We start from the raw sequence: 19,829 nt of genomic DNA on the forward strand, positions 1-19,829 counted from the left end.
TGCGCCGCATGCGCTCCTTCGTCTCCCCTGTCTCGGCCCTTCTACTTTGCTTCGGGCTGTTCGGACTTGCCCCCTCCGCCTCGGTGTGGGCCCAGGAGGTGTCTGAGGACCCTGCCGTCTCCGCCTCGCCGGACGATCCCGTCGTTCTCACCCTTCGGGCAGCTGTGGGCATGGCCTTGAAACAGAACCTCAACCTGAAGGCTGCACAGCTCGATGTGCGCGAGGCCGACGCTCAGGTCCGCGAGGCGTGGGGCAACCTTTACCCGTCGCTCGACCTAACGGGTAGCTATACCCGTAACGTCGTGACTGCCAACCCCTTCGCTGGAAGTGACGTCACGAGCTTTTTTGGCGGCGGCGGAGAAACCGAGTGGCTGGCCTTCAATGAGCGTCGTCGCCTGGACATGGACCCGTCCACGGACCCCATTTCCTACCGCGCCTTCACGCAGCGGCAGCGGGACAGCATCGCTGCGGCTGGGATCTCCCTCGGGGGGGGAGGAGACAACCCCTTCGGCGTCGACAATCAGTTCAACGGGGGACTCCAGCTTACGCAGACGCTCTATAGTAAACAGGCCTTTGCCTCCGTGCGAGGATCCGAGCAGTTCAAGGAGGTGAGCCGACATGCCCGCGATCGGGAGGTACAGAGAACGACCAACGAGGTGGTGACCTCCTTTTACCAGGCCCTGCTGGCCCAAGAGCGTGCCAGCGTTCGCAAACAGCGGGTGAAACGAGCCCAGAAAACCCTCCAGGAAGTGTCGATGCAGGTACAGCGAGGCGTCACTCCGAAGGCCCAGCGGCTTGGTGCCGAAGTGGAATTGTCGAATGCCCGCACACAGATGATCGAAGCCCGCAATGCGGCCGATCTCGCCCAGGACAACCTCAAGCGTACCATCGGGCTCTCTCCGCAGACGCCTATCCGGCTAAAAGGCGATCTGGAAAATCAGCAGGAGGATGGACTACAGCAGGTGTCCCTGGAAACCATTTCGATGTCGAAAGCAGTCGACCAGGCGATCGAAAACCGGCCCGACCTACAGCGCGCCCGCCTCAACGTGGAACTGCGCTCAATCCAAAAGGAAGCCTCTCGCGCCGAGTTTTTTCCCCGCGTCGAGGCGATAGCCAATTTCAACTACTCGGGCCGCGTCCCCGATAACCGCTCCCAGGTGCTCACCACCGATCCCCAGGACCCGACCAACCCGTTCTACTATCGCGAGCGGAGCCGCGGCTTTTTCAGCGACGACTTCTGGAATCCCTCCTTTAGTGTGGGCCTCCAGTTCAGCTGGAATATCTTCAACGGCTTTCAGAGCTCCTCCCGCCTCCAGCAGGCCGAAATTCAGCGACAGCGGGCGCAGACGCAGCTGGAACAGCTGCGGCAGGCCGTGCAGGTGGAGGTCCGCCGGGCCATCCGCAACCTCGAAAATGCCCGTGAGCGCATTCAGGCCCAGGAGGCCAACGTTCGCCGTGCGGAACTGAACTACGACCACATGTCGGAACGGGTTGACGAGGGCGTGGCGCGCCCCATCGAGTTGCGAGAAGCGTCCGACCAGCTCGACCAAAGCCGCCTCAACTACCTCCAAGCCGTGTACGACTACCTCGTGGCCCGCAGCGACCTCGAAACGGCACTCGGCCAACCCCTCACCCCGACATCTGAATCCTACCTGATGACGAGTCGATGACGCCCCTCGTCTCCCTCCGTCGACGCACGCTCTCCGACGATCGCAACGATTTCATGACCGTACCTCGATTGCTCTTTTCCACTCCTTCCTCTTCCGACGTGACGTTTCGCACGCTCGCTACGTTCGTTCTGACGCCCCTCCTCGCCGGTCTGCTCCTCTTCACGAGCGGCTGTAGCGACGGGCAGGCCTCGAAATCGTCATCCACGCAGGCGCGCTCCCAGCCCAAGACCCGGGTGGAGACCCTCCTCTTAGAGCCGACCTCCTTTACCGACGTGATTGAGGTAACCGGAACCGTAGAGGCCATCGACGACGCCACGCTCTCGGCCCAAACCGACGGTCCTGTCACGATGCTACTGGAACTCGGCACGCGGGTCGACAAGGGAACGCCCGTCGCCAAGATCGACGCTGAAGAGGCAGAGTCCGCCGTGGAGCAGGCAAAGGCCCAGTACGAGCTCGCACAGGACCGCTTTGAACGCCAGCAACCGCTCTACCGAGACTCGGTCATCAGCGCTCTCGAATTTGAACAGGTTCGGTCGGAACGCAATCAGGCACGGGCCGCCCTCAACCAGGCGCAGACCCGTCTGGCCGACGCGATCCTTGAGGCCCCGTTCGCCGGCACGATCGAGGACCGCTTTCTCGAGGTCGGGGAGCAAGCGGCCCCTGGCACACGGCTCGCACGCCTCGTCAATACACGGCGGGTGAAGATTACGGCGGGCATTCCCGAGCGCTACGCAAACGACATTGAAATCGGCACCCCGGTCCAGCTCGACTTTCGTCGCTACGGCGCGGGCGTGCGCACCGCTGACGTGACGTTCGTGGGCAATACCATTGATCCGCAGAGCCGCACCTTCACCGTAGAAATTACAGTGTCGAATGAAAACCGCACGCTGAAGCCCGAAATGGGAGTCAATCTCCGGGTCACGCGTGCCGTGCTCGACAGTGCCCTCGTTCTGCCCCGCACTGCCGTACTGCGCGACGAAACTGGGACGCACGTCTACGTGGTCGATCGTTCGGATACGACAGCCGTGGCTCGAAATCGGGAGATCACGCTCGGACCTGAAACCGGCGGAAGTGTCGTAGCCGACTCGGGCCTCGCCGCCGGGGAGGAGGTCATCATCGTGGGACAAAACAATGTATCCCCCGGCGCCCCGCTGGAGGTCACCGACCAGTTCAACCGAACGTCCGCGGCGGGCACTCCCTACGAGGAGAATTCCCTCCCTACCCCCCCAACCGAATAACGGGAACCGTGTCCCTGACGGGATCGTCCCCCGGCCGAGACGTGCGGCCCCCTCTCCCTGCACGTCCGACGCTCCTCTTTACCCGGCTGCCGCTCTGCCTCCTACGAACCGACGATTGTTGCGATGAAGATTACCAACCTTTCGATCAAGTACCGCACTGCGATCGCCGTCTTCACTCTGATCCTGGCGGTCGGCGGACTGACGAGCTACCTCACGATTCCGAAGGAATCTCAGCCCTCTATTGAGTTTCCACAGATCGTGGTGACCTCCATCTACGCGGGGGCCAGCCCAAGCGACGTCGAGTCAACGGTCACGCAGGTCGTCGAGCAGGAAATTAGCTCGATCAACGGCATCGATGAGATGCGCTCCACCTCCTCGGAGGGCGTGTCAACGATCGTCGTCGAATTTACCCCGGACGTGGATACGGACAAGGCCTACCAGGAAGTGAACCGGGCCGTAGACCGGGCCCAGCCCGACCTGCCCGAGGCTGTGGAGGAGCCGATGGTCGACGAGATCAACACGGACGAGTTTCCGATCATGACCGTCAACCTGTCGGGGTCCTACTCTCTGGCCCGCCTCAAAGAGGTGGCCGAAGACCTACAGGATGAGGTCGAAGGCATCTCCAGTGTGCTGGAGGCGAACCTCATCGGCGGCCTTACCCGAGAGGTGCAAATCAATGTCGACCTTTCCGCGCTGAAAAGCCACGGGGTGTCGTTCAACGATCTCGTGAGCACCATTCAGCAGGAAAACACGAACATTCCGGGCGGCTCGATCGACATCGATCGGCTAAACTACCTCGTGCGGGTGAATGGCCAGTTCGACAACCCCTCGCAGCAGATCGAAAATTTGGTCGTTAAGTCGACGCCAAACGGTCGCAACGTCTACGTTCGGGACGTAGCAGACGTGATCTTCGGGTTCAAGGACCGCTCTTCCTACTCCCGCCTGCGTATCTTGAAGCGTGAAAACGACGCCGGCCAAACAGTGTCGGTCCCGGAATCGGAACGGCGAACCGCTCAGGTCATCTCGCTGAACGTGACGAAGCGCCCCGGTGCCAACATTTTGGAAACCTCCGCCGAGGTGAAGTCGACCCTTGAGACCTTTGACTTTCCAAGCGGGACGGAGGTGCTCGTTACGGGAGACCAGAGCGAAAACGTACAGACGCTGGTAACGGATCTGGAGAACAACATTATCAGCGGCCTCATCTTCGTGATTGCCGTGCTGCTCTTCTTCCTAGGGGTGCGCAACGCCACGCTGGTGGGCATTGCCATTCCGCTGTCCATGTTTACCAGCTTCCTCGTCTTCCAGGCCCTCGGACAGACCCTCAACTTCATCATCCTGTTCTCCCTGATCATCGCGCTGGGGATGCTGGTCGACAACGCGGTGGTGGTCATCGAAAACATCTATCGGTTCCGGGAGGAAGGGTATTCGCGCTGGGAATCCGCACGGCTGGGGACGGCCGAAGTCGGCCCGGCTGTCGTCGCTTCGACCGCCACGACCGTATCGGCCTTTGCCCCTATGCTCTTCTGGCCAGGGATTATCGGGGAGTTTATGGGCTATATGCCGCTCACGCTCATCATTACGCTGACGAGTTCGCTGTTTGTGGCCCTCGTCATCAACCCCGTCATCACGGGCTTTTTCGTGCAGGTGAAGGGGAACGAGAACGGACACGCAGACGCGTCCCAGGAATGGCCCGCCATTGCCCGCTACGGAGGAGTGGCCCTCATTCTACTGCTGGGCGTCACGCTCGGCATTGCAAACTGGAAGACGCTGGTGGTCGTCGCGACGGGCATCCCAGTGCTCTACCTCCTTCACGTCTATATCATGTCGCCGATTGGCGACCGCTTCGTAGAGTCGGGACTGCCGAAACTCGTGGCGTGGTACCGGGGCTTTCTGCGACGAATGCTGGACCGCGACTACTCGGTGCCGTACGCCTACCTCCGCAACACCGGCGCGCTCGTCGCCCTCTCAGCCGGAGTGGTCCTGGCAATCGGCGGCGGCCTCATTTCCGCGCTCGCCGGGCAGACGGCCGGAATGCTTCTGCTTGTGCCGGGCGGCGTGCTCGCCGGCCTCGGCGCTCTCGGTGTGGTCGTGCATACGCTCGAAAGTGTGTACCTGGGCGGCTGGACGAGTGCAAAGGTGGGCGGCGGTATTCTCGCCGTCATGTTCGCCGTGCTCGGGCTCAACTACCTGGCCGGCGGCATTGAACCCAACACAATGCTGCGGCTCGCAGCAGTGCCCACGCTCCTCGTCCTCGTCGGCGTCCTGGGCGGACTCTTCAACTCGCGCGATCGCCTCCTGCTCACCGACACCCGGGCGGCCCTCCTAAACGGATCTCTCGGCGGGCTCGTCCTGATCGTGGGGCTCTTCCTCATCGCCCCGACCGGGCAGGCCTTCTTCCCGGACACCGATCCGGGCCGGGTCCAGATCAACGCCGAGGCCCCGCTGGGCACCAACATCGAGGCCTCCAACAGCGTCGCGCAGACGGTGGAGGATCGCATCCTGCAGCTTCTCGATCAGAATCCAAAATCGGAGGGCAACATCGAAAACCTGCTCGTGAACGTGGGTGTGGGGGGCGACGCGATGTTCGGCGGCGGGGCCCAGCAACCCGAGCGCTCGCGCGTCTCGCTCAACATGGTGGACTACGCCGACCGCCTCGAACCGTCCACCAAAACCCTCGAAAAGCTGCGGGCCCAACTGCAAGGCATCCCCGGCACTGAGATTGAATTCACGAAGCAGCAGCAAGGCCCCCCAACCGGGCCGCCGGTCAACATCGAGATCTCAGGCCCCGAGTTTGAGCGGATCGTCCAGATCTCGAAGGAAGTCAAACGCCGACTCAATGACGCGGCCCTGAGTGGAACGCTTCCCGGCCTCGTGGACGTCGCCGACAACCTGAACACTGGACGGCCCGAGGTGCAGGTGGACGTGGACCGCGAACAGGCAGCCAAGTACGGCCTTTCGACGAGCCGCATCGCACAAACGGTCCGCTCGGCCATCCAGGGCATCGAGGCCGATACGTACCGAAGCGGCGAGGATGAGTACGATATCACTGTCCGCCTCCAAAAGGAGGACCGACAGAGCATCGAAAGCCTCGAAAGCCTGACCGTGACCAACCTGCGGGGCCAGCAAATTCCCCTCACGTCCGTCGCGGATATCGTGGAAGGAACGGGCTTCGGTTCCATCACCCGGATCGACCAGAACCGAGTCGTGACCGTGTCCGGCGATGCGGCCCCCGGCTTCAACGGCCCCGACGTGCTTACGCGCGTGCAGAATGAGCTTTCGGAGTACCGGGAGAACCTTCCCTCTGGCTACACGATGGAGTATACCGGCGGCAACGAGGAACAGCAGGAATCCTTCAGCTTCTTGACCACGGCCCTCCTCGTCGGGGCCTCCTTGATTCTACTCATCCTGATTGTCGAGTTCAATTCAATCAGTGCCCCCTTCATCATCATGGTAGCCGTTGGCTTGAGCATGATTGGTGTTCTGCTGGGCCTCATCCTCACGCGCACGCCGTTCAATCTCTTCACCTTCATCGGCATCATTGCGCTGGCCGGCATTGTCGTCAACAATAACATTGTGCTGGTCGACTACATCATGCAGCTGCGCGGGCGGGGCCAAAACAAGCAGGATGCGATTATTGAAGGCGGCGCCACCCGCCTGCGTCCGGTGCTACTGACAGCCCTCACGACCGTGCTCGGCCTCGTGCCGCTCACCTTCGGCATCAACGTGGACTTCGTAGGCCTGCTGGCAGACTTCGCGCCGAACTTCCAAATCGGCAGTGAGAACACCCAGTTCTGGGGCCCGATGGGCACCGCCATCATTTCTGGCCTCACCTTCGCGACGTTCCTCACGTTGGTCATCGTGCCGGTGATGTACTCCACGTTCGACTCGGTGAGCCTCCGCGTAACACAGGCCTTCGGGGGAAGCGTCGAAAATGCGTCGATTGTGAGCGACGCTGTCACGACCGACAGCCTCCTCGACGAGGACGAGGTCGCGGGCAATGGCGCACCGAAGGGGTCTGATCAACCGACCCCGGAGACATCTTCTCCTGAAGCGTAGAGAACATGATCTTATGACGCCCCCGAGATGAACTGGAAACAACAGTTTAGTCCTGTCTTGTTTTTACCTTGAATGATCGCATGTATCTACGATCGTTCTGAAAGCAAGACTTATGCGTAATACTCCCGCTCAAGAACCGTCTGTTCAGGAGCAGTCTTTCCAGGACCGCGACGACTCGGTTCTCAAAACGCTCGGGCACTTGGGCATGCACGCTTTGGATGACGTATACGGGGCCTTTTCGACGGTAGGCGACCGTCCGATCCACGACCCCCGTCGTTTTGAGTGGACCTCGGTGCTGGAAAACAACTGGACCGTGATGCGGGAGGAGCTCGACGAGATCCTCGAATACCGGGAAGCCCTTCCCAGCTTTCACGACATTGCCGAGGACGCCTCCACGATCTCACAGGACGACGACTGGAAGACGTTTTTCCTCTACGGCTACGGCGTAAAGGCAGAAGAGAATTGTGGACGCTGCCCCCGCACCACGGAACTGATCGAACAGGTGCCGGGCATGACGACTGCCTTCTTTTCGATTCTCTCTCCCGGCAAGCACATTCCACCGCATCGCGGTCCCTATAAGGGTGTGCTACGCTACCATCTGGGTCTCAAAGTGCCCGCGCCCGCAGAGAAGTGCCGCATCCGCGTGGCCGACGAGGTCGCCCACTGGGAAGAGGGGGAGAGCATGGTGTTCGACGACACCTACAACCACGAAGTGTGGAACGAAACCAACGAAGAGCGGGCCATCCTCTTTCTGGACGTCAAGCGTCCGATGCGACAGCCCATGGCCGCCGTCAACGATCTACTGCTCGGCCTGCTTCGCTACACGCCAGTCGTGCAAAACGCCCGGGAGAACCAGAGACAGTGGTCCAAACGACTGGAACAGGCCGAAATGACGACGCAGCCTGCATAACGACGACGGACAGACATAGAGACGTGGAGGCATGGATGCGGATTGCCACGCGTCCATGCCTCCGCCCTCTCCATGCGTCAACCGCTAAGCTTCAACGCCCAGCGCCTGCGTTACCTTATCGGCCGCCTCCTTCAATAGAACGGCGGACTTGACCGTAACGTCGCTCTCGTCCAGCAGCTGCTTGCCCTCCTCGGCGTTGGTGCCCTGCAGGCGTACGATGAGCGGCACGTCAATGTCTACGCTCTTGGCCGCCTCGATCACCCCCTGCGCCACGCGGTCGCAGCGCACGATGCCGCCGAAGATGTTCACCAGAATGGCCTCCACGTTCGGATCCTTCAGGATGATGCGGAAGCCGGCCTCCACGGTTTCGGCACTTGCCGAGCCCCCGACATCAAGGAAGTTCGCAGGCTCTCCGCCGGCCAGCTTGATAATGTCCATGGTGGCCATCGCCAGTCCGGCCCCGTTCACCATACAGCCCACGTTGCCGTCGAGCTTAATGTAGCTGAGCCCGTGCTCGCCGGCCTCCACCTCGGTCGGGTCCTCTTCATGGAGGTCACGCATCTCCTCGAGGTCCGGGTGCCGATAGAGGGCATTATCGTCGAGGTTGATCTTGGCGTCGACGGCCTCAATGGTTCCTTGCTCAGTGCGGACGAGCGGGTTGATCTCCGCCAGCGTGCTGTCCGTCTCCTCGAACGCCTCGTAAAGGCCGGTGATGGCGTTGACGGCCTGCTTGAAGGCATCGCCCTCCAGGTCCATCGCAAATGCAAGCTGACGGGCGTGAAACGGACGCAGGCCCAGCGACGGATCAACCCAGACCTTGTGAATCTGATCGGGGGACTCCTCCGCGACCGTCTCAATGTCGACGCCGCCCTCCGTCGACACCATGATCACGTTCATGCTCTTCTCGCGGTCGAGCGTGACGCCGAGGTAATACTCCTGCGCAATGTCGACACCGGCGGTCACGAGAATCTTTCGCACCTTCTGCCCCTCCTCTCCCGTCTGGTGGGTCACCAGATTCATTCCGAGGATGTCGTCGGCGTATTCTCGCACCTCATCAATCGACTCGGCAAGTTTGACCCCACCGCCTTTGCCGCGCCCCCCCGCGTGAATCTGTGCCTTCACAACGAAGAGACTCGCGTCCTCTTCTTCCTGAAGACGCTCGGCGGCCGCGACGGCGTCGTCGACCGTCTCCGCCACGATGCCCTGCGGCACCGGTACGTCGTAGTCTCGAAGAATGCCTTTTGCTTGATATTCGTGGAGCTTCATGAACGTCGGGCGGATTGGGTGAACGGACAGTTCGCGGGTAAGTAAATAATCGAGCGTGAGAAGGTCTAACCGAAATCCCGATTTTGCGGCTTGTTCGAGGGCTGCGACGGCCGCACCACAACCGTGCCGAGCCGTAGCACAATCGGAGACGACCATTTTTGCCTGTTTGGGCGGATGAGGACCCTTCCCCGGAACGGCAGGTCGCCCTCTCTCGCTCCGCACCCCTCCGTAGCCCCGGGTGCCCGCATCGGGTCTCTCGTCAACGCCGCAGCTCGTCCGACGCCTCGTCCATGACGCTCTTTGAACGACACGTTGCGAAGCGCCTCCTCAAGGGATTCGTCCTCTTCATCGGGTCCCTGATCATTTTCTTCATTGTACTGCACTGGGTCGAGTACAGCGACGACTTTCTGGATGGGGGCGCGACGGTCGCGGAAGTCTTCACGGTCTTCTACCCCAGCTACATCCCGGAAATTATCCGGCTCACCTCGCCGCTCGCCCTCTTTCTTTCGTGCATCTACGTTACGGGGACGCTCGCCCAAGAGCTGCAGCTCATCGCCCTGCAGACCTCCGGGGTGTCGTTGTATCGCCTCATGCGTCCCTATGTCCTTGTCGGCACTGCCGTTACAATCTTCATGTTCGGCTTCAACGGATGGGTGGTTCCTCGGACCAACGAGGTGGTGGTGCGATACGAAAACGAGTATCTGCCCCACGGGAATGAATCAACAGACGTGAGCGAGATGCATCGGCAAAACGATCCGCGCACCATTCTTTCCGTTGGGTACTACGACCGGGACCGGAAGCGCGCACACGATGTATCCCTTCAGCGCTTCAATGAACACTCCCACCTCGTGTCTCGCCTCGACGCCGAACGCATGGAATGGATCGATTCCCTGAAGACGTGGCGCATGGAAACCGTGGTGCGCCGCTCATTTCACGATTCTAGGATGACGGAAGAGCCAATCTCCTCCGTCGACACGACGCTGCAAATCTATCCGCGCGACCTGGCTCGCTCTCAGAACGACGTGGCGGCCATGACGATCCCGGTGGCCCGCAACTACCTGGCCGCCCTTCGCCGAGCCGGAGTGGGCAACCTCGAACGTCCCCTCGTGGCGTACTACAACAAATTTGCCTATCCGTTTGCCAATCTCATCCTCATTCTCATCGGCGTGCCGCTTGCCGCCGTTCGGCGTCGGGGAGGACAAGCCATCCGATTTGCTATTGGCCTCCTCACGGCGTTCGTCTATCTCGCCGTGCAGAAGCTCACTGAGCCGTTTGGATACGCCGGAGCCCTTCCCCCCTCCCTTACCGCTTGGCTCCCCCACGTTGCCTTTGCCGTAGTGGCCATCATCATTCTTTGGCGAACGCGGAAGTAATACCATCTCCGAAGGATCGATGAGCATCTGCCCCCCAGTCGAAACGGATGTCCATCCTGAGGCGGGCCTCGCGCCTCTTTCATTCCGAAACGCGTCCAGCAACATGCATAACGATCCTCGGCATCTGGTATAAGAACCTGTTTTAATTTACGCCCGTCTCCACATCCAATGCCGATATTTTCGTAGACCAAAAGCACATCGGAGCGTATACGCCTGCATCCCCGGCGGGGAGGAACGGGTCCGCAGTCGTAGCGTCCTGCGGAACTCACAGCGTGTGAAATTAAAACAGCTTCTAAGGCCGTCGTCTCCACCGCTGGGAACGCGCTCCCCCCGACGGCCCGCTAGTGCTCTCTCCCTGGGCCCTCGGCCTCCCCATCGGGAGACTCATCCGGCAACGGTCCATACAACGCATTCCCCGGCGCCGCCGGATCATCGGACAGATAAAATTCCTGCACGGCCACAACCAGATCCTCCTCGGTCAGAAATCCTTTTCCGCCCCGATCGAGGCTCCGAAAGGCTTGTGCACTTCCCTCGGCCCCCCACGCCTCAAGCCAGTCGGCGTACTCGTCTTCCGTGACCCTCCCCGACCCGGTGCAGTCAATGGCATCGAGCGTGCCCCGAGCCGCCCGCTGCAGTGTACGCAGCGTCCGCGTTTCCCCCTGCGTCACTCCGCGCTGGATCGACCGCCAGTACGCCTTCCATTCCGGCAGCGTCACGCGCGCATCCCCGTCGAAGTCGGCAATCGTGCAGATGTGCTCCCACCACGCGACAACCTGATGGCGAAGGGTCTCTCGCACGCCGTCGTCGGTGACGTTCTGAACGGTGGCCAGCCGCTGTGCTCGGAGTGCAAAGTCACTTGCCTCGACGATCCCGTTGCCGTCCTCATCAATAAGGTCAAAGTAGTAGGTAGCCTTCCGCTCGTGAAGATCGCTCAGCATGACGGACGCAGAATGGTGAGGAGAACCGTTTGAGTGTTCGGGTGGGATGGGCCCGTCTGCCGCTTTCCACAGCTGTCCCCATCCCGGTCGTGCCGACGCAATGTATACGCCCCCCAAATTGACATCCCTACGCAACTGGACGGAAAAATCTGACGGGGGTCTCTGGTTTCTCTACACCGACTCGGCCCCCGAAGGATTCAGGCCGTCAGGACTGTTCCGCCTCAACCCGGCGGTGCTCTTACTCGTCCCCTCTGCAACAACCCTCCTATTCAATACACGGGAAAGGCCTCAATGTCATTTGGAGAGGAGCAACTCCTGTAGTATCTTTTTTTACAGAAGCCCCCCAAAATACAGGACAGAAATACGGTCATCGAATTACTGCCCACGGACCGACCGACTCTGGGGAATCGTCGACTTGTTTCGCATCGAACACTGCCAACATGCCCACGTCTTCCGTTCCGTCCAACAAAACGAAAGGCCAAATTGAGGCTGCGGTCACCAAGGCCATCACGCAACTTGAGCGCGACTATCTCGGACGAGGCCCCAAGGAAGCCAAATCCTTCATCGTCGAAAATCTGGTCGTCGTAAAGCTCCAGGGCATTTTGAGCCCCGCCGAACAACAGCTGAGCCACGAGAACGGGGGCGTCGAGCTGATCAAAAAGATGCGGACCCGTTTGATTGAAAGCTCTAGCACGGATCTCTGTGGACTCGTGGCCGAAGAAACCGGCGTTCAGGTCGTAAGTATGCATACGGACATTAGCGCTCGGACCGGGGAGCGCGTGTTCGTCTTCAGCCTCGAAGACGACCTTGAGACAATATTGGAAGAGCAATAGAATGGGGCGTGAACTTTCGGTAAGAGAAGCGCTTCGGGACTTGCGACCCCCTCCGCCCATTTCTATGTTCGTCTGCGGTTGAGGAAACGGAGCGCCCCTGGCGAGCCGGTTCTTCAACTGTCTACATACAGCTCCGGCACGCAAGCTGCGTACACGCTCTTTCCCCCGTACCCCGCACCACTGCACGCGGTGCGCAGGGGGAAAACCGAGCACTGCTCGGTACGAGCGGGTACAACGATTGAGGCCGACATTCAGCGTCACCTCGGCGCTGCGTGTCGGCCTTTTTTCGTGAACAGCGCTTTTGCTGCGGCGCTTTCGGAAACGACGTTTTGTTCTCTCATCTTACTTGCCGACCGACTCTCTCCCCGCATGCCGCTCCTGCTTACCCGCCTGACGTGGTTGCTCTTCATTCTGAGTCTCGGTGCTCTTGTGTGGTCCCCCGATCCAGAGTGGGCACACGGGACCCTTCTCCACGTGGACGGGCTCACCCGTCTCATGGCCGTCGTGACCACCTTCTTCAGCGGCATCATTCAAAGCTTCTCGCGTCGGTACATGGCAGGCGCCAAGCGCCTGTCCTCCTTCTATGGGCGCCTCTTCTCCCTCACGCTCATCGTGGTGGTGCTTACGGCGGCCAACCATCTCGTTCTGTTCGTCGGTGCCTGGACGGCAATGGGCTGGTTGCTCGCGGACCTGATCGGACACGTGCGGGGCTGGCCCCAAGCACAAGCGGCGTCCCGATTTGCCCGTGGCCATTTTTTGGCGAGCAGCGCACTCGTGGCCGGGGCCCTTGGCCTCTTGGGCGTACAGGCCCACACCGTCACGATCAACGGTGTGCTGGCGGCCGTGCCGTCCCTCCCGACGTCCACGGTTGCGCTTTCTGCCCTCCTCCTCTTGGGAGGCGCCATGATTCAATCTGCCCTCGTACCGTTTCACCGATGGCTACTGTCGTCGATGACGGCCCCGACACCGGTGTCGGGCTTCATGCATGCTGGACTCGTGAATGCGGGCGGCATTCTTCTGGCCCGGTTCGCCCCTGTCGCCTTCGAGCTCTCTTGGGTCATGCTGGGAATTGTGATTGCGGGCGGCGTCAGTGCCCTGCTCGGGCAGGCCTGGATCCTGGTCCAGACCGACGTGAAGCGACAGCTCGGGGCCTCGACGGTAGCTCAAATGGGATTTATGGTGCTGCAGTGCGGCTTGGGGCTCATTCCGGCTGCGATCACTCACCTCCTGTTGCACGGCTTCTACAAGGCCTACCTGTTCCTTGCCACCGGCTCCGCCGTACAGCACACCACTCCGTCCGGAACGTCCCCTGCTCCCTCCTCCATCGCCGGTAGCCTCGTGGCGCTCGCCTCCGCCCTCCTGGGTGGATTCCTGTTTGCGTTCCTCACAGGGAAGTCGCTCACGGCCCTCGGGAGCGGAACCCTACTGACCCTGTTTGTGGTCTTGGCCGTGCTACATGCCACGCGGACGATGGTGCGCCGCTCCGCCCTTCCCGGCACTGCCCGCCTCTGGGCGGTCCCCACGGTTCTGCTGTCGTCGATCGGCCTGTATGCGCTCGTCTACAACGGCGTGTCGGCCCTTCTGGCCCCGCTCCCGATGGCAACGTTCCATGCTCCCCTTACTCCTGTGCATTGGACGCTCGCCGTCCTCTTCATTGCGGCCTACGTGGCCACGGACCGCGGCTGGCACCGCACCAGCACGCGGCTCTACGTGGCCCTCTTGAACACCTCCCAGCCGGCTTCGACCACCCTGCTGCACAATCGCGATCAGTACAATGCCTATTGAACGTTCCGTTCTGCGTGCTCGGATCGAGAATGCGGCCGAGTACATCGGTCCTCTTTGGCCGTTGCAAACCTTTAACGCTGCCAATCCCCTGGTGGGGTTTGAGGACCAGTCCTTCGATCAGGCGGTCCAGCAGGCCCGCCAACTGCTCGGGGGACGCGGATACCCCCACCCTTCGGTGTTTCGCCAGGCCTGGGAAAATGATGAGATCGACCCCGAGATTCTGACGCGGCACCTCGCAGATCACGGCATCACACAGCGGCCGGAGGTGCTCCTCGACCGAATGGAATCCGATGACCGCAGTGAGCCTGCCCCTCCGTCAGACGAGCCCCTCGACCGGGTCACCGTAAAGTGGCTGTCGGCATTCCTCGACCAGGGACAGGCCGCCTGGCCGATGCCGAAGCGATCGGACGGATTTTACGCCGCCTGGCGCGCCGTGGCTCCGTACGACAACGCCGTCCCCTCCATCACACGGACGGCGGACCTCCCCGATACGCTGCTGGAAGCCTTCGAGGAGGTATTGGCCAGCTATCCCGAGAAGCGCTGGGAAAGCATCTTCGTCCACCACCTCGCGGCCCTGCCGGGCTGGACCGGCTTCATCAAGTGGCGGGCCCGGCGCGGGAATACAGAATGGCAAGAGGCCTATCCCATTACTCTAGCCGACTACCTTGCCGTGCGCCTGATCTTGGCCACGCACTTGGACGCCGCGGTGACGCCGGACCGGGCCCAAGATCTTCCCGCCAACGGCACCGATCGTCCCTTCCTTCCCCAGATCTGGCTCCGGGCATGGGAAAAAAGCTACCGGGACCGGCTGCTCGACACCTTAGCACAGGCCAACAAGGACCCACAGGCCAGCAGGGACCGAAGCCCCAACAGTGCCCGTCCCGATGCGCAGTTCGCCTTTTGTATTGACGTACGGTCGGAGATCATCCGACGTCACATTGAGGACCAGGGGGCCTACGAGACGCACGGATACGCCGGCTTCTTCGGCGTCCCGATGCAGCACCAGCCGTACGGAGCCGAAACAACGGTCAAGTCCTGTCCGCCGATTGTAGACCCCAAACACCGCATTATCGATCGCCCGGCAGACAATACAGCGGAGGCAGTCGATACCTACGGCTGGTGGACCGCCCTGGAAACGGGGCGCCGGCATCTCGTCAAAACCTTAAAGAGCAACGTCGCTGCGGCATTCGGTTTCGTGGAGGGAAGCGGCGGCTTCTTTGGCGGCGCCATGGCCGCCCGAACGCTTCTCCCATCGGCCCTCTTCCGGCTGGGTACGCGCCTGACCGACTGGATTCCTCAGCCCACTGCCTTTACCGAACCCACGGTGGATCGTCCCTCGGCCGACGATGCGGACTGGGAGAACGGCCTGCCGGTGGGACTCTCTCACGAGGCAAAGGTCTTGTACGCCGAAGCCGCGTTCCGGCTCATGGGCTGGACTGATCGCTTTGCCCCACTTGTGATCTTCACCGGCCACGGCACCCAGACGCCGAACAATCCCTACAAGTCGAGTCTCGACTGCGGGGCATGCTCCGGCAATCCGGGCGGGCCGAACGCACGGGTCCTGGCCGCAATTTGCAATGAGGACGCAGTACAGAACGAATTGCGCGAGCGGGAGATCGACATCCCCGACGACACGGTCTTCCTCGCTGGCCAGCACAACACCACGACGGACGAGATCACCCTCTTCGTCGACGACCGCACCCCCACGGTCCCGTCCGACGCTCTCGCCCAAGTAAAGGACGACCTGAAGGCCGCTCAGGCTCAGGCCACAACCGAGCGGGTTCGAACCATGAATGCAACGGTCGACTCGGGGCAGCCGCGGGCGGCCGTACGCGAGACGGAACGGCGGGCGGCCGACTGGGCTGAAACGCGTCCGGAGTGGGGACTGGCCGGCAACGCCTCTTTCATTATCGGCCCGCGTCGCCTCACCGAAACCGTGGACCTGGACGGGCGGGCGTTCCTGCACTCCTACGACTGGGCGACGGACGAGGACGGCACGGCCTTAGAAAACATCATGACCGGCCCGCTGGTCGTCGGGGAGTGGATTAACACCCAGTACTACTTTTCAACGGTCGATAACGCCGCGTACGGGAGCGGCTCAAAAGTGACGCAGAACGTCGTCGGTAAGGTCGGTATTGTTCAAGGAAATGGGGGAGATCTCATGACGGGGCTGCCCCTGCAGTCGCTACAGATCGATGACGAGCACCCCTTCCACCGCCCGCTGCGACTCCTCACCATCATTCACGCCCCGACCGAACGGGTCGACGCTGTTCTTGATCGGCATGCCTCTCTCGTCCAACTCCTCGACCACGAGTGGATCCATCTCACGATCATGGATCCGACCCAGAACAACCGCTTCTTCCACTATGAGGCTGGGAAATGGACCGCCCATACGGATGCCAGTCATGCCTCCGCCGAGCCAGCGCTCGCAGCCCGGACATCATGATGCCGCGCGCCGTAATGCTTCCCCCTTTCGAAAGGGTCGGAGGATCGACGAACGACTGCCCTCTTCTATTCGTCCACTAAACGTTCTGACGTGAAAACGTTGAATGTTATGACGTTAGGGGAATGCCCTCTCATCCCAAACGCACACCGAGCCCAACCCGATTCCCATGAGTGATCCGTCTACCAGTGAACAAACTGAGCATACCCTCCACCCACTCAAGAAAATCGAAATTATCGTGCGCGGGGAAAAAGAGCCGTTCGTCCGCGACCTGCTCGATGAGTCGAATATCAGCGGCTACACGATTCATCACAACGTGACGGGGCGTGGGGAGCACGGCTTCCACGAAGGACGCCTGCTCTTCAACGACCGCGACAGTCTCGTGATGTTCTTTGCAGTGGGCCAGGAAGAATCGATCCAAACCATCGTGGACGGCCTCACGCCCCTCTTCGAACAAAGCTCCGGCGTGATGTTCGTCTCCGATACAAGCGTGGTGCGGCTCGATAAATTCCTGAAGGAGGACTAACCGTGGGGTGAGCACGTTTGCAAGTTTGGGTGCATGGAAGCGTCCCTCGTCCTCCCCCATGTACGCTCATCTCCGCATCCGACTGCCCGATTGGGAAGAACCGGCTGAGCGTCTGGGGTAATTCCCCGTGCCCCCCCTACGACGACCATTCTATTTCTGAACCTCTGCCGGCACTGCACACTTCTGCCGTCGCGTATCGGTGAGTTGGAGAATTCTCCAGCCCCCTCGATGCCGCACCAGCTGGAGGGCGTTCACGCCACAATGCGAGCGCTCCTCACCAAGATAAAACACGTAGGGCACCCAGGCACTGGCGAGCGGACCATCGATCCGAATTTCCACGTCCCAGACCCGCTCATCCCACACCTCCTCGTGTGGCCGACCGACAGCAGAGGCAAACGCCTCGACCTGCGTCGCCTGTACGCTGCTCGTATCAGCTCCTAGCGCGGTATGCAACCGGGCGTTCGGATGAAAAACACCACGCACCGCCGCACTGTCGCCCGCCCGCATGGCGTCGAAGAGCGCATCAATGGTCGCTCGAACCTCTTGTGCAGAGGACCGGGCGGTCGACGGAGACGCGCCGGACTGGGCACGCGAAGCTGGTACCAACGACAGAAGTATCGTAAAGAGAAGCAGAAGCCGAGCCATTATCACGGAAAGAGTTTACGGAACGGTCAAAACGCATCCTCCACGACGATCACTTGTCGAACGCCTGTACTGAGGACAGCAGGAACGCCCGAAAGAAAGCCTGCCGTCTTCTCGTGTTTCGCTCCCCCTCATTCCCCCCTCAGCAGTCGTCCCGCCTCGACCAGCGACTGTGCCTCACGCACGGGGGGCAAAATAGGCCCTGATGAGGTCGCGATACACGTCTACGGCCCGATGAACCTCCGCCGTCTCGATGTGCTCCTCGGCCGTATGGGACCGCTCGCTCAGTCCCGGTCCCAATTTCACCGCCGGGACATCGTGGAGGAATACCCAATCGGAGCAGGTAGGCGAGCCAAAGGGCTCGGTGTCGGGAAGGGCCGTCTGGGCGGCCGTCGCGATGCGAGTGTCGTCCGGAGTAGCACACGGAACCAAGCGCTTGCTATACACCTCTACCTCCGCGTCCACGTGCTCCCGGAAGACCTGAATCAACTCGTCGTGCGTGTAGGCCGGCGTCGTGCGCACATCTACCGTAAAGACGCTATGTTCGGGAACGACATTGTTGGCAGCCCCCCCCTCAATCATCGTCACGGTCACGTTCGGTGATCCGAGGTAGGGGTCCTCGCGATCCAACGACAGTCCCTCGACCTGCCGAATGGCCTCCGCAGCCTTCGAGATGGCATTTTCGCCCAGATGCGAGCGGCCCGCGTGGGCGGATTTGCCATGGGTGTGAACCTTCAAGATGAGGAGCCCCTTCTGCGCGACGCAGGGCTGAAGCGACGTGGGCTCGCCAATGACCGCCGCATTGAGATCCGGCAGGTGCGGCCGCACGTCCTGGAGGCCGTTCTCCTTCCCGCCCGATTCCTCGTTCGTCGTGAGCGCCACCATGACCCGACCGTCGTCCGGGGTCCAGTCCTCCTCGGCCAGCGATAGCAGGGCCGTCGTCATCGCCGCCCCACTCGCCTTGGCGTCCACGCTGCCTCGCCCATACAGCTGCCCTTCCACCTGCACCGGATCGAAGGGATCGTATGGGTGGTCGCTGGAGGGCGGCACCACGTCGAGGTGGGTGTTGAGGAGAAGTGTGTCGTCGCCGCCGCCGATCGAGAAGACGACGTTGTCGTCCAGTCGCTCCACAGTCACCCCGTCGCGCTGAACATACTCTGCTACGAAACTAGCAATGTCAGACTCCTCTCCGCTGAGGGAGGGAAATCGAACCATCTCTTTCAGCAGTGCAACGGCGTCGGTGGTTTCAATCTGGGACGTGGACATGGGAACGGGAGAACGATGTGAGAAACTCGGATTCAGCGGCACTGCTGCGCTCTACAATTCACGCATGCCGAAATACACATTACGCAATAACCTCGGTGGCCTGGGACCGCGCGACCAGATCATCGGGGGCACAGACAAAGGCCTGGCTGACGCCATTTCGGAGCGCATCCAAGGCTGTTTTCATTTTGACCCGCATGCCCCCCTCAATCCAGCCCTCCGCCACCCCTACGTCGAACGTCTCGGCATCGCAGGTGGAAAGGTGCGACTCCGGATCGTCGGCGTTGCGGCGCACCCCGCCGGTCCCGGTCACAAACAGCAATTCTCTCGCCTGAAGTGCCCCTGCAAGGGCACTGGCCACCGTGTCGGCATTCACATTGTAAAGCTGTCCCTCCTCGTCGATGCCGAGCGGCGCAACGATGGGCATGATGCCCTGCGCCAGCAGGCTTTCCAAGAGCGACGAATCGATCGCCTCGATGTCGCCGACCCAGCCGAAGTCCACGCGTTCGCCGTTGATGTCCCAGGGCGGTCGCTTCGAAACCTGTACTTGACAGGAATCGGCCCCAGAAAGCCCGACGGCGGTGAGGTCGTGCGCGGCGGCCTGGGCCACGAGCTGCGTGTTGAGCGCTCCGCTCATGGTCCACTTTGCGATCTCCAAATCGAGGTCGGTCGTCACGCGACGGCCCTGTACGCGGCGCGGCGTGTGGTCGAGACGGTCGGCCATGTCGCTCATCTGTGTGCCGCCGCCGTGCACAATTGTGACCGGCGCCTGCGCGCGGAGCGACTGGAGGGCGGACCAGAGCGCATCCATTCCGTCTGCCGTTTCCATCAAGGACCCGCCGATCTTTACGACGATGGGGCTGCTGTTCTCGTTGCTCATTGCCGG

Annotated in this window: 14 protein-coding genes; 9 read left to right on the forward strand and 5 right to left on the reverse strand. The window is 61.4% G+C overall.

The genetic code is table 11. From position 1 onward, the window contains the following. The first annotated feature begins 8 nt into the window (after positions 1 to 8). The 4 genes from BSZ35_RS05275 (at position 9) to BSZ35_RS05290 (ending at position 7,874) form a co-directional block, all read left to right on the forward strand. Positions 9 to 1,670, forward strand: coding sequence for a TolC family protein (locus BSZ35_RS05275; protein WP_219846593.1), 1,662 nt, complete (start codon positions 9 to 11; stop codon positions 1,668 to 1,670). Positions 1,671 to 1,723: 53 nt separating this feature from the next. Then, positions 1,724 to 2,908 (forward strand): efflux RND transporter periplasmic adaptor subunit, encoded by a 1,185-nt coding sequence (locus tag BSZ35_RS05280; protein WP_105013734.1) that lies wholly within the window; start codon positions 1,724 to 1,726, stop codon positions 2,906 to 2,908. 123 nt (positions 2,909 to 3,031) lie between these two features. Then, positions 3,032 to 6,964: an efflux RND transporter permease subunit gene (locus BSZ35_RS05285; protein ID WP_105011465.1), complete on the forward strand. Its 3,933-nt coding sequence runs from the start codon at positions 3,032 to 3,034 to the stop codon at positions 6,962 to 6,964. Between the two features lie 112 nt (positions 6,965 to 7,076). Further along, a complete protein-coding gene (locus BSZ35_RS05290; protein WP_219846594.1) occupies positions 7,077 to 7,874 on the forward strand; it encodes an aspartyl/asparaginyl beta-hydroxylase domain-containing protein in 798 nt (265 codons plus the stop codon). An 84-nt stretch (positions 7,875 to 7,958) separates the two neighbouring features. Here the strand turns inward: BSZ35_RS05290 and sucC are convergent, their stop codons facing one another. After that, the gene (gene sucC / locus BSZ35_RS05295) at positions 7,959 to 9,140 is read right to left on the reverse strand and encodes an ADP-forming succinate--CoA ligase subunit beta (RefSeq protein ID WP_105011466.1); all 1,182 of its coding nucleotides are present in this window, start codon (positions 9,138 to 9,140) and stop codon (positions 7,959 to 7,961) included. Positions 9,141 to 9,430: 290 nt separating this feature from the next. Here sucC and BSZ35_RS05300 point away from each other — a divergent pair, with 290 nt between their 5' ends. Next, complete coding sequence (locus BSZ35_RS05300; RefSeq protein ID WP_105011467.1) at positions 9,431 to 10,513, forward strand: LptF/LptG family permease; 1,083 nt, start codon at positions 9,431 to 9,433, stop codon at positions 10,511 to 10,513. Between the two features lie 341 nt (positions 10,514 to 10,854). Here BSZ35_RS05300 and BSZ35_RS05305 read toward each other — a convergent pair whose 3' ends face one another. After that, positions 10,855 to 11,451 carry an EF-hand domain-containing protein gene (locus tag BSZ35_RS05305; protein ID WP_105011468.1) on the reverse strand — a complete coding sequence of 199 codons (597 nt, stop codon included), beginning with the start codon at positions 11,449 to 11,451 and terminating at the stop codon, positions 10,855 to 10,857. Between the two features lie 440 nt (positions 11,452 to 11,891). Between BSZ35_RS05305 and BSZ35_RS05310 the strand changes: the two genes are divergently transcribed. The 4 genes from BSZ35_RS05310 (at position 11,892) to BSZ35_RS05325 (ending at position 17,038) form a co-directional block, all read left to right on the forward strand. After that, entirely contained in the window at positions 11,892 to 12,284 is a 393-nt protein-coding gene (locus tag BSZ35_RS05310; RefSeq protein ID WP_105011469.1) for a DUF2294 domain-containing protein, read from the forward strand. Positions 12,285 to 12,653: 369 nt separating this feature from the next. Next, positions 12,654 to 14,069 (forward strand): proton-conducting transporter membrane subunit, encoded by a 1,416-nt coding sequence (locus BSZ35_RS05315; protein WP_105013736.1) that lies wholly within the window; start codon positions 12,654 to 12,656, stop codon positions 14,067 to 14,069. Beyond that, entirely contained in the window at positions 14,059 to 16,515 is a 2,457-nt protein-coding gene (locus BSZ35_RS05320; protein WP_105011470.1) for a DUF2309 domain-containing protein, read from the forward strand. Before BSZ35_RS05315 ends, BSZ35_RS05320 begins: the two co-directional genes overlap by 11 nt. 166 nt (positions 16,516 to 16,681) lie before the next feature. Next, on the forward strand, positions 16,682 to 17,038 hold the full coding sequence (locus tag BSZ35_RS05325; protein ID WP_105011471.1) for a P-II family nitrogen regulator: 357 nt from the start codon (positions 16,682 to 16,684) through the stop codon (positions 17,036 to 17,038). 150 nt (positions 17,039 to 17,188) lie between these two features. Here the strand turns inward: BSZ35_RS05325 and BSZ35_RS05330 are convergent, their stop codons facing one another. The 3 genes from BSZ35_RS05330 to argB form a co-directional block, all read right to left on the reverse strand. Beyond that, positions 17,189 to 17,683 (reverse strand): nuclear transport factor 2 family protein, encoded by a 495-nt coding sequence (locus BSZ35_RS05330; protein ID WP_105011472.1) that lies wholly within the window; start codon positions 17,681 to 17,683, stop codon positions 17,189 to 17,191. A 174-nt stretch (positions 17,684 to 17,857) separates the two neighbouring features. Continuing rightward, positions 17,858 to 18,946, reverse strand: a complete 1,089-nt coding sequence (locus BSZ35_RS05335; protein ID WP_105011473.1) for a M20/M25/M40 family metallo-hydrolase — start codon at positions 18,944 to 18,946, stop codon at positions 17,858 to 17,860. 79 nt (positions 18,947 to 19,025) lie between these two features. After that, positions 19,026 to 19,823 (reverse strand): acetylglutamate kinase, encoded by a 798-nt coding sequence (gene argB / locus BSZ35_RS05340; RefSeq protein WP_105011474.1) that lies wholly within the window; start codon positions 19,821 to 19,823, stop codon positions 19,026 to 19,028. Positions 19,824 to 19,829: the final 6 nt, after the last annotated feature.

It is taken from the genome of Salinibacter sp. 10B (assembly GCF_002954405.1).
Classification (GTDB): domain Bacteria; phylum Bacteroidota; class Rhodothermia; order Rhodothermales; family Salinibacteraceae; genus Salinibacter.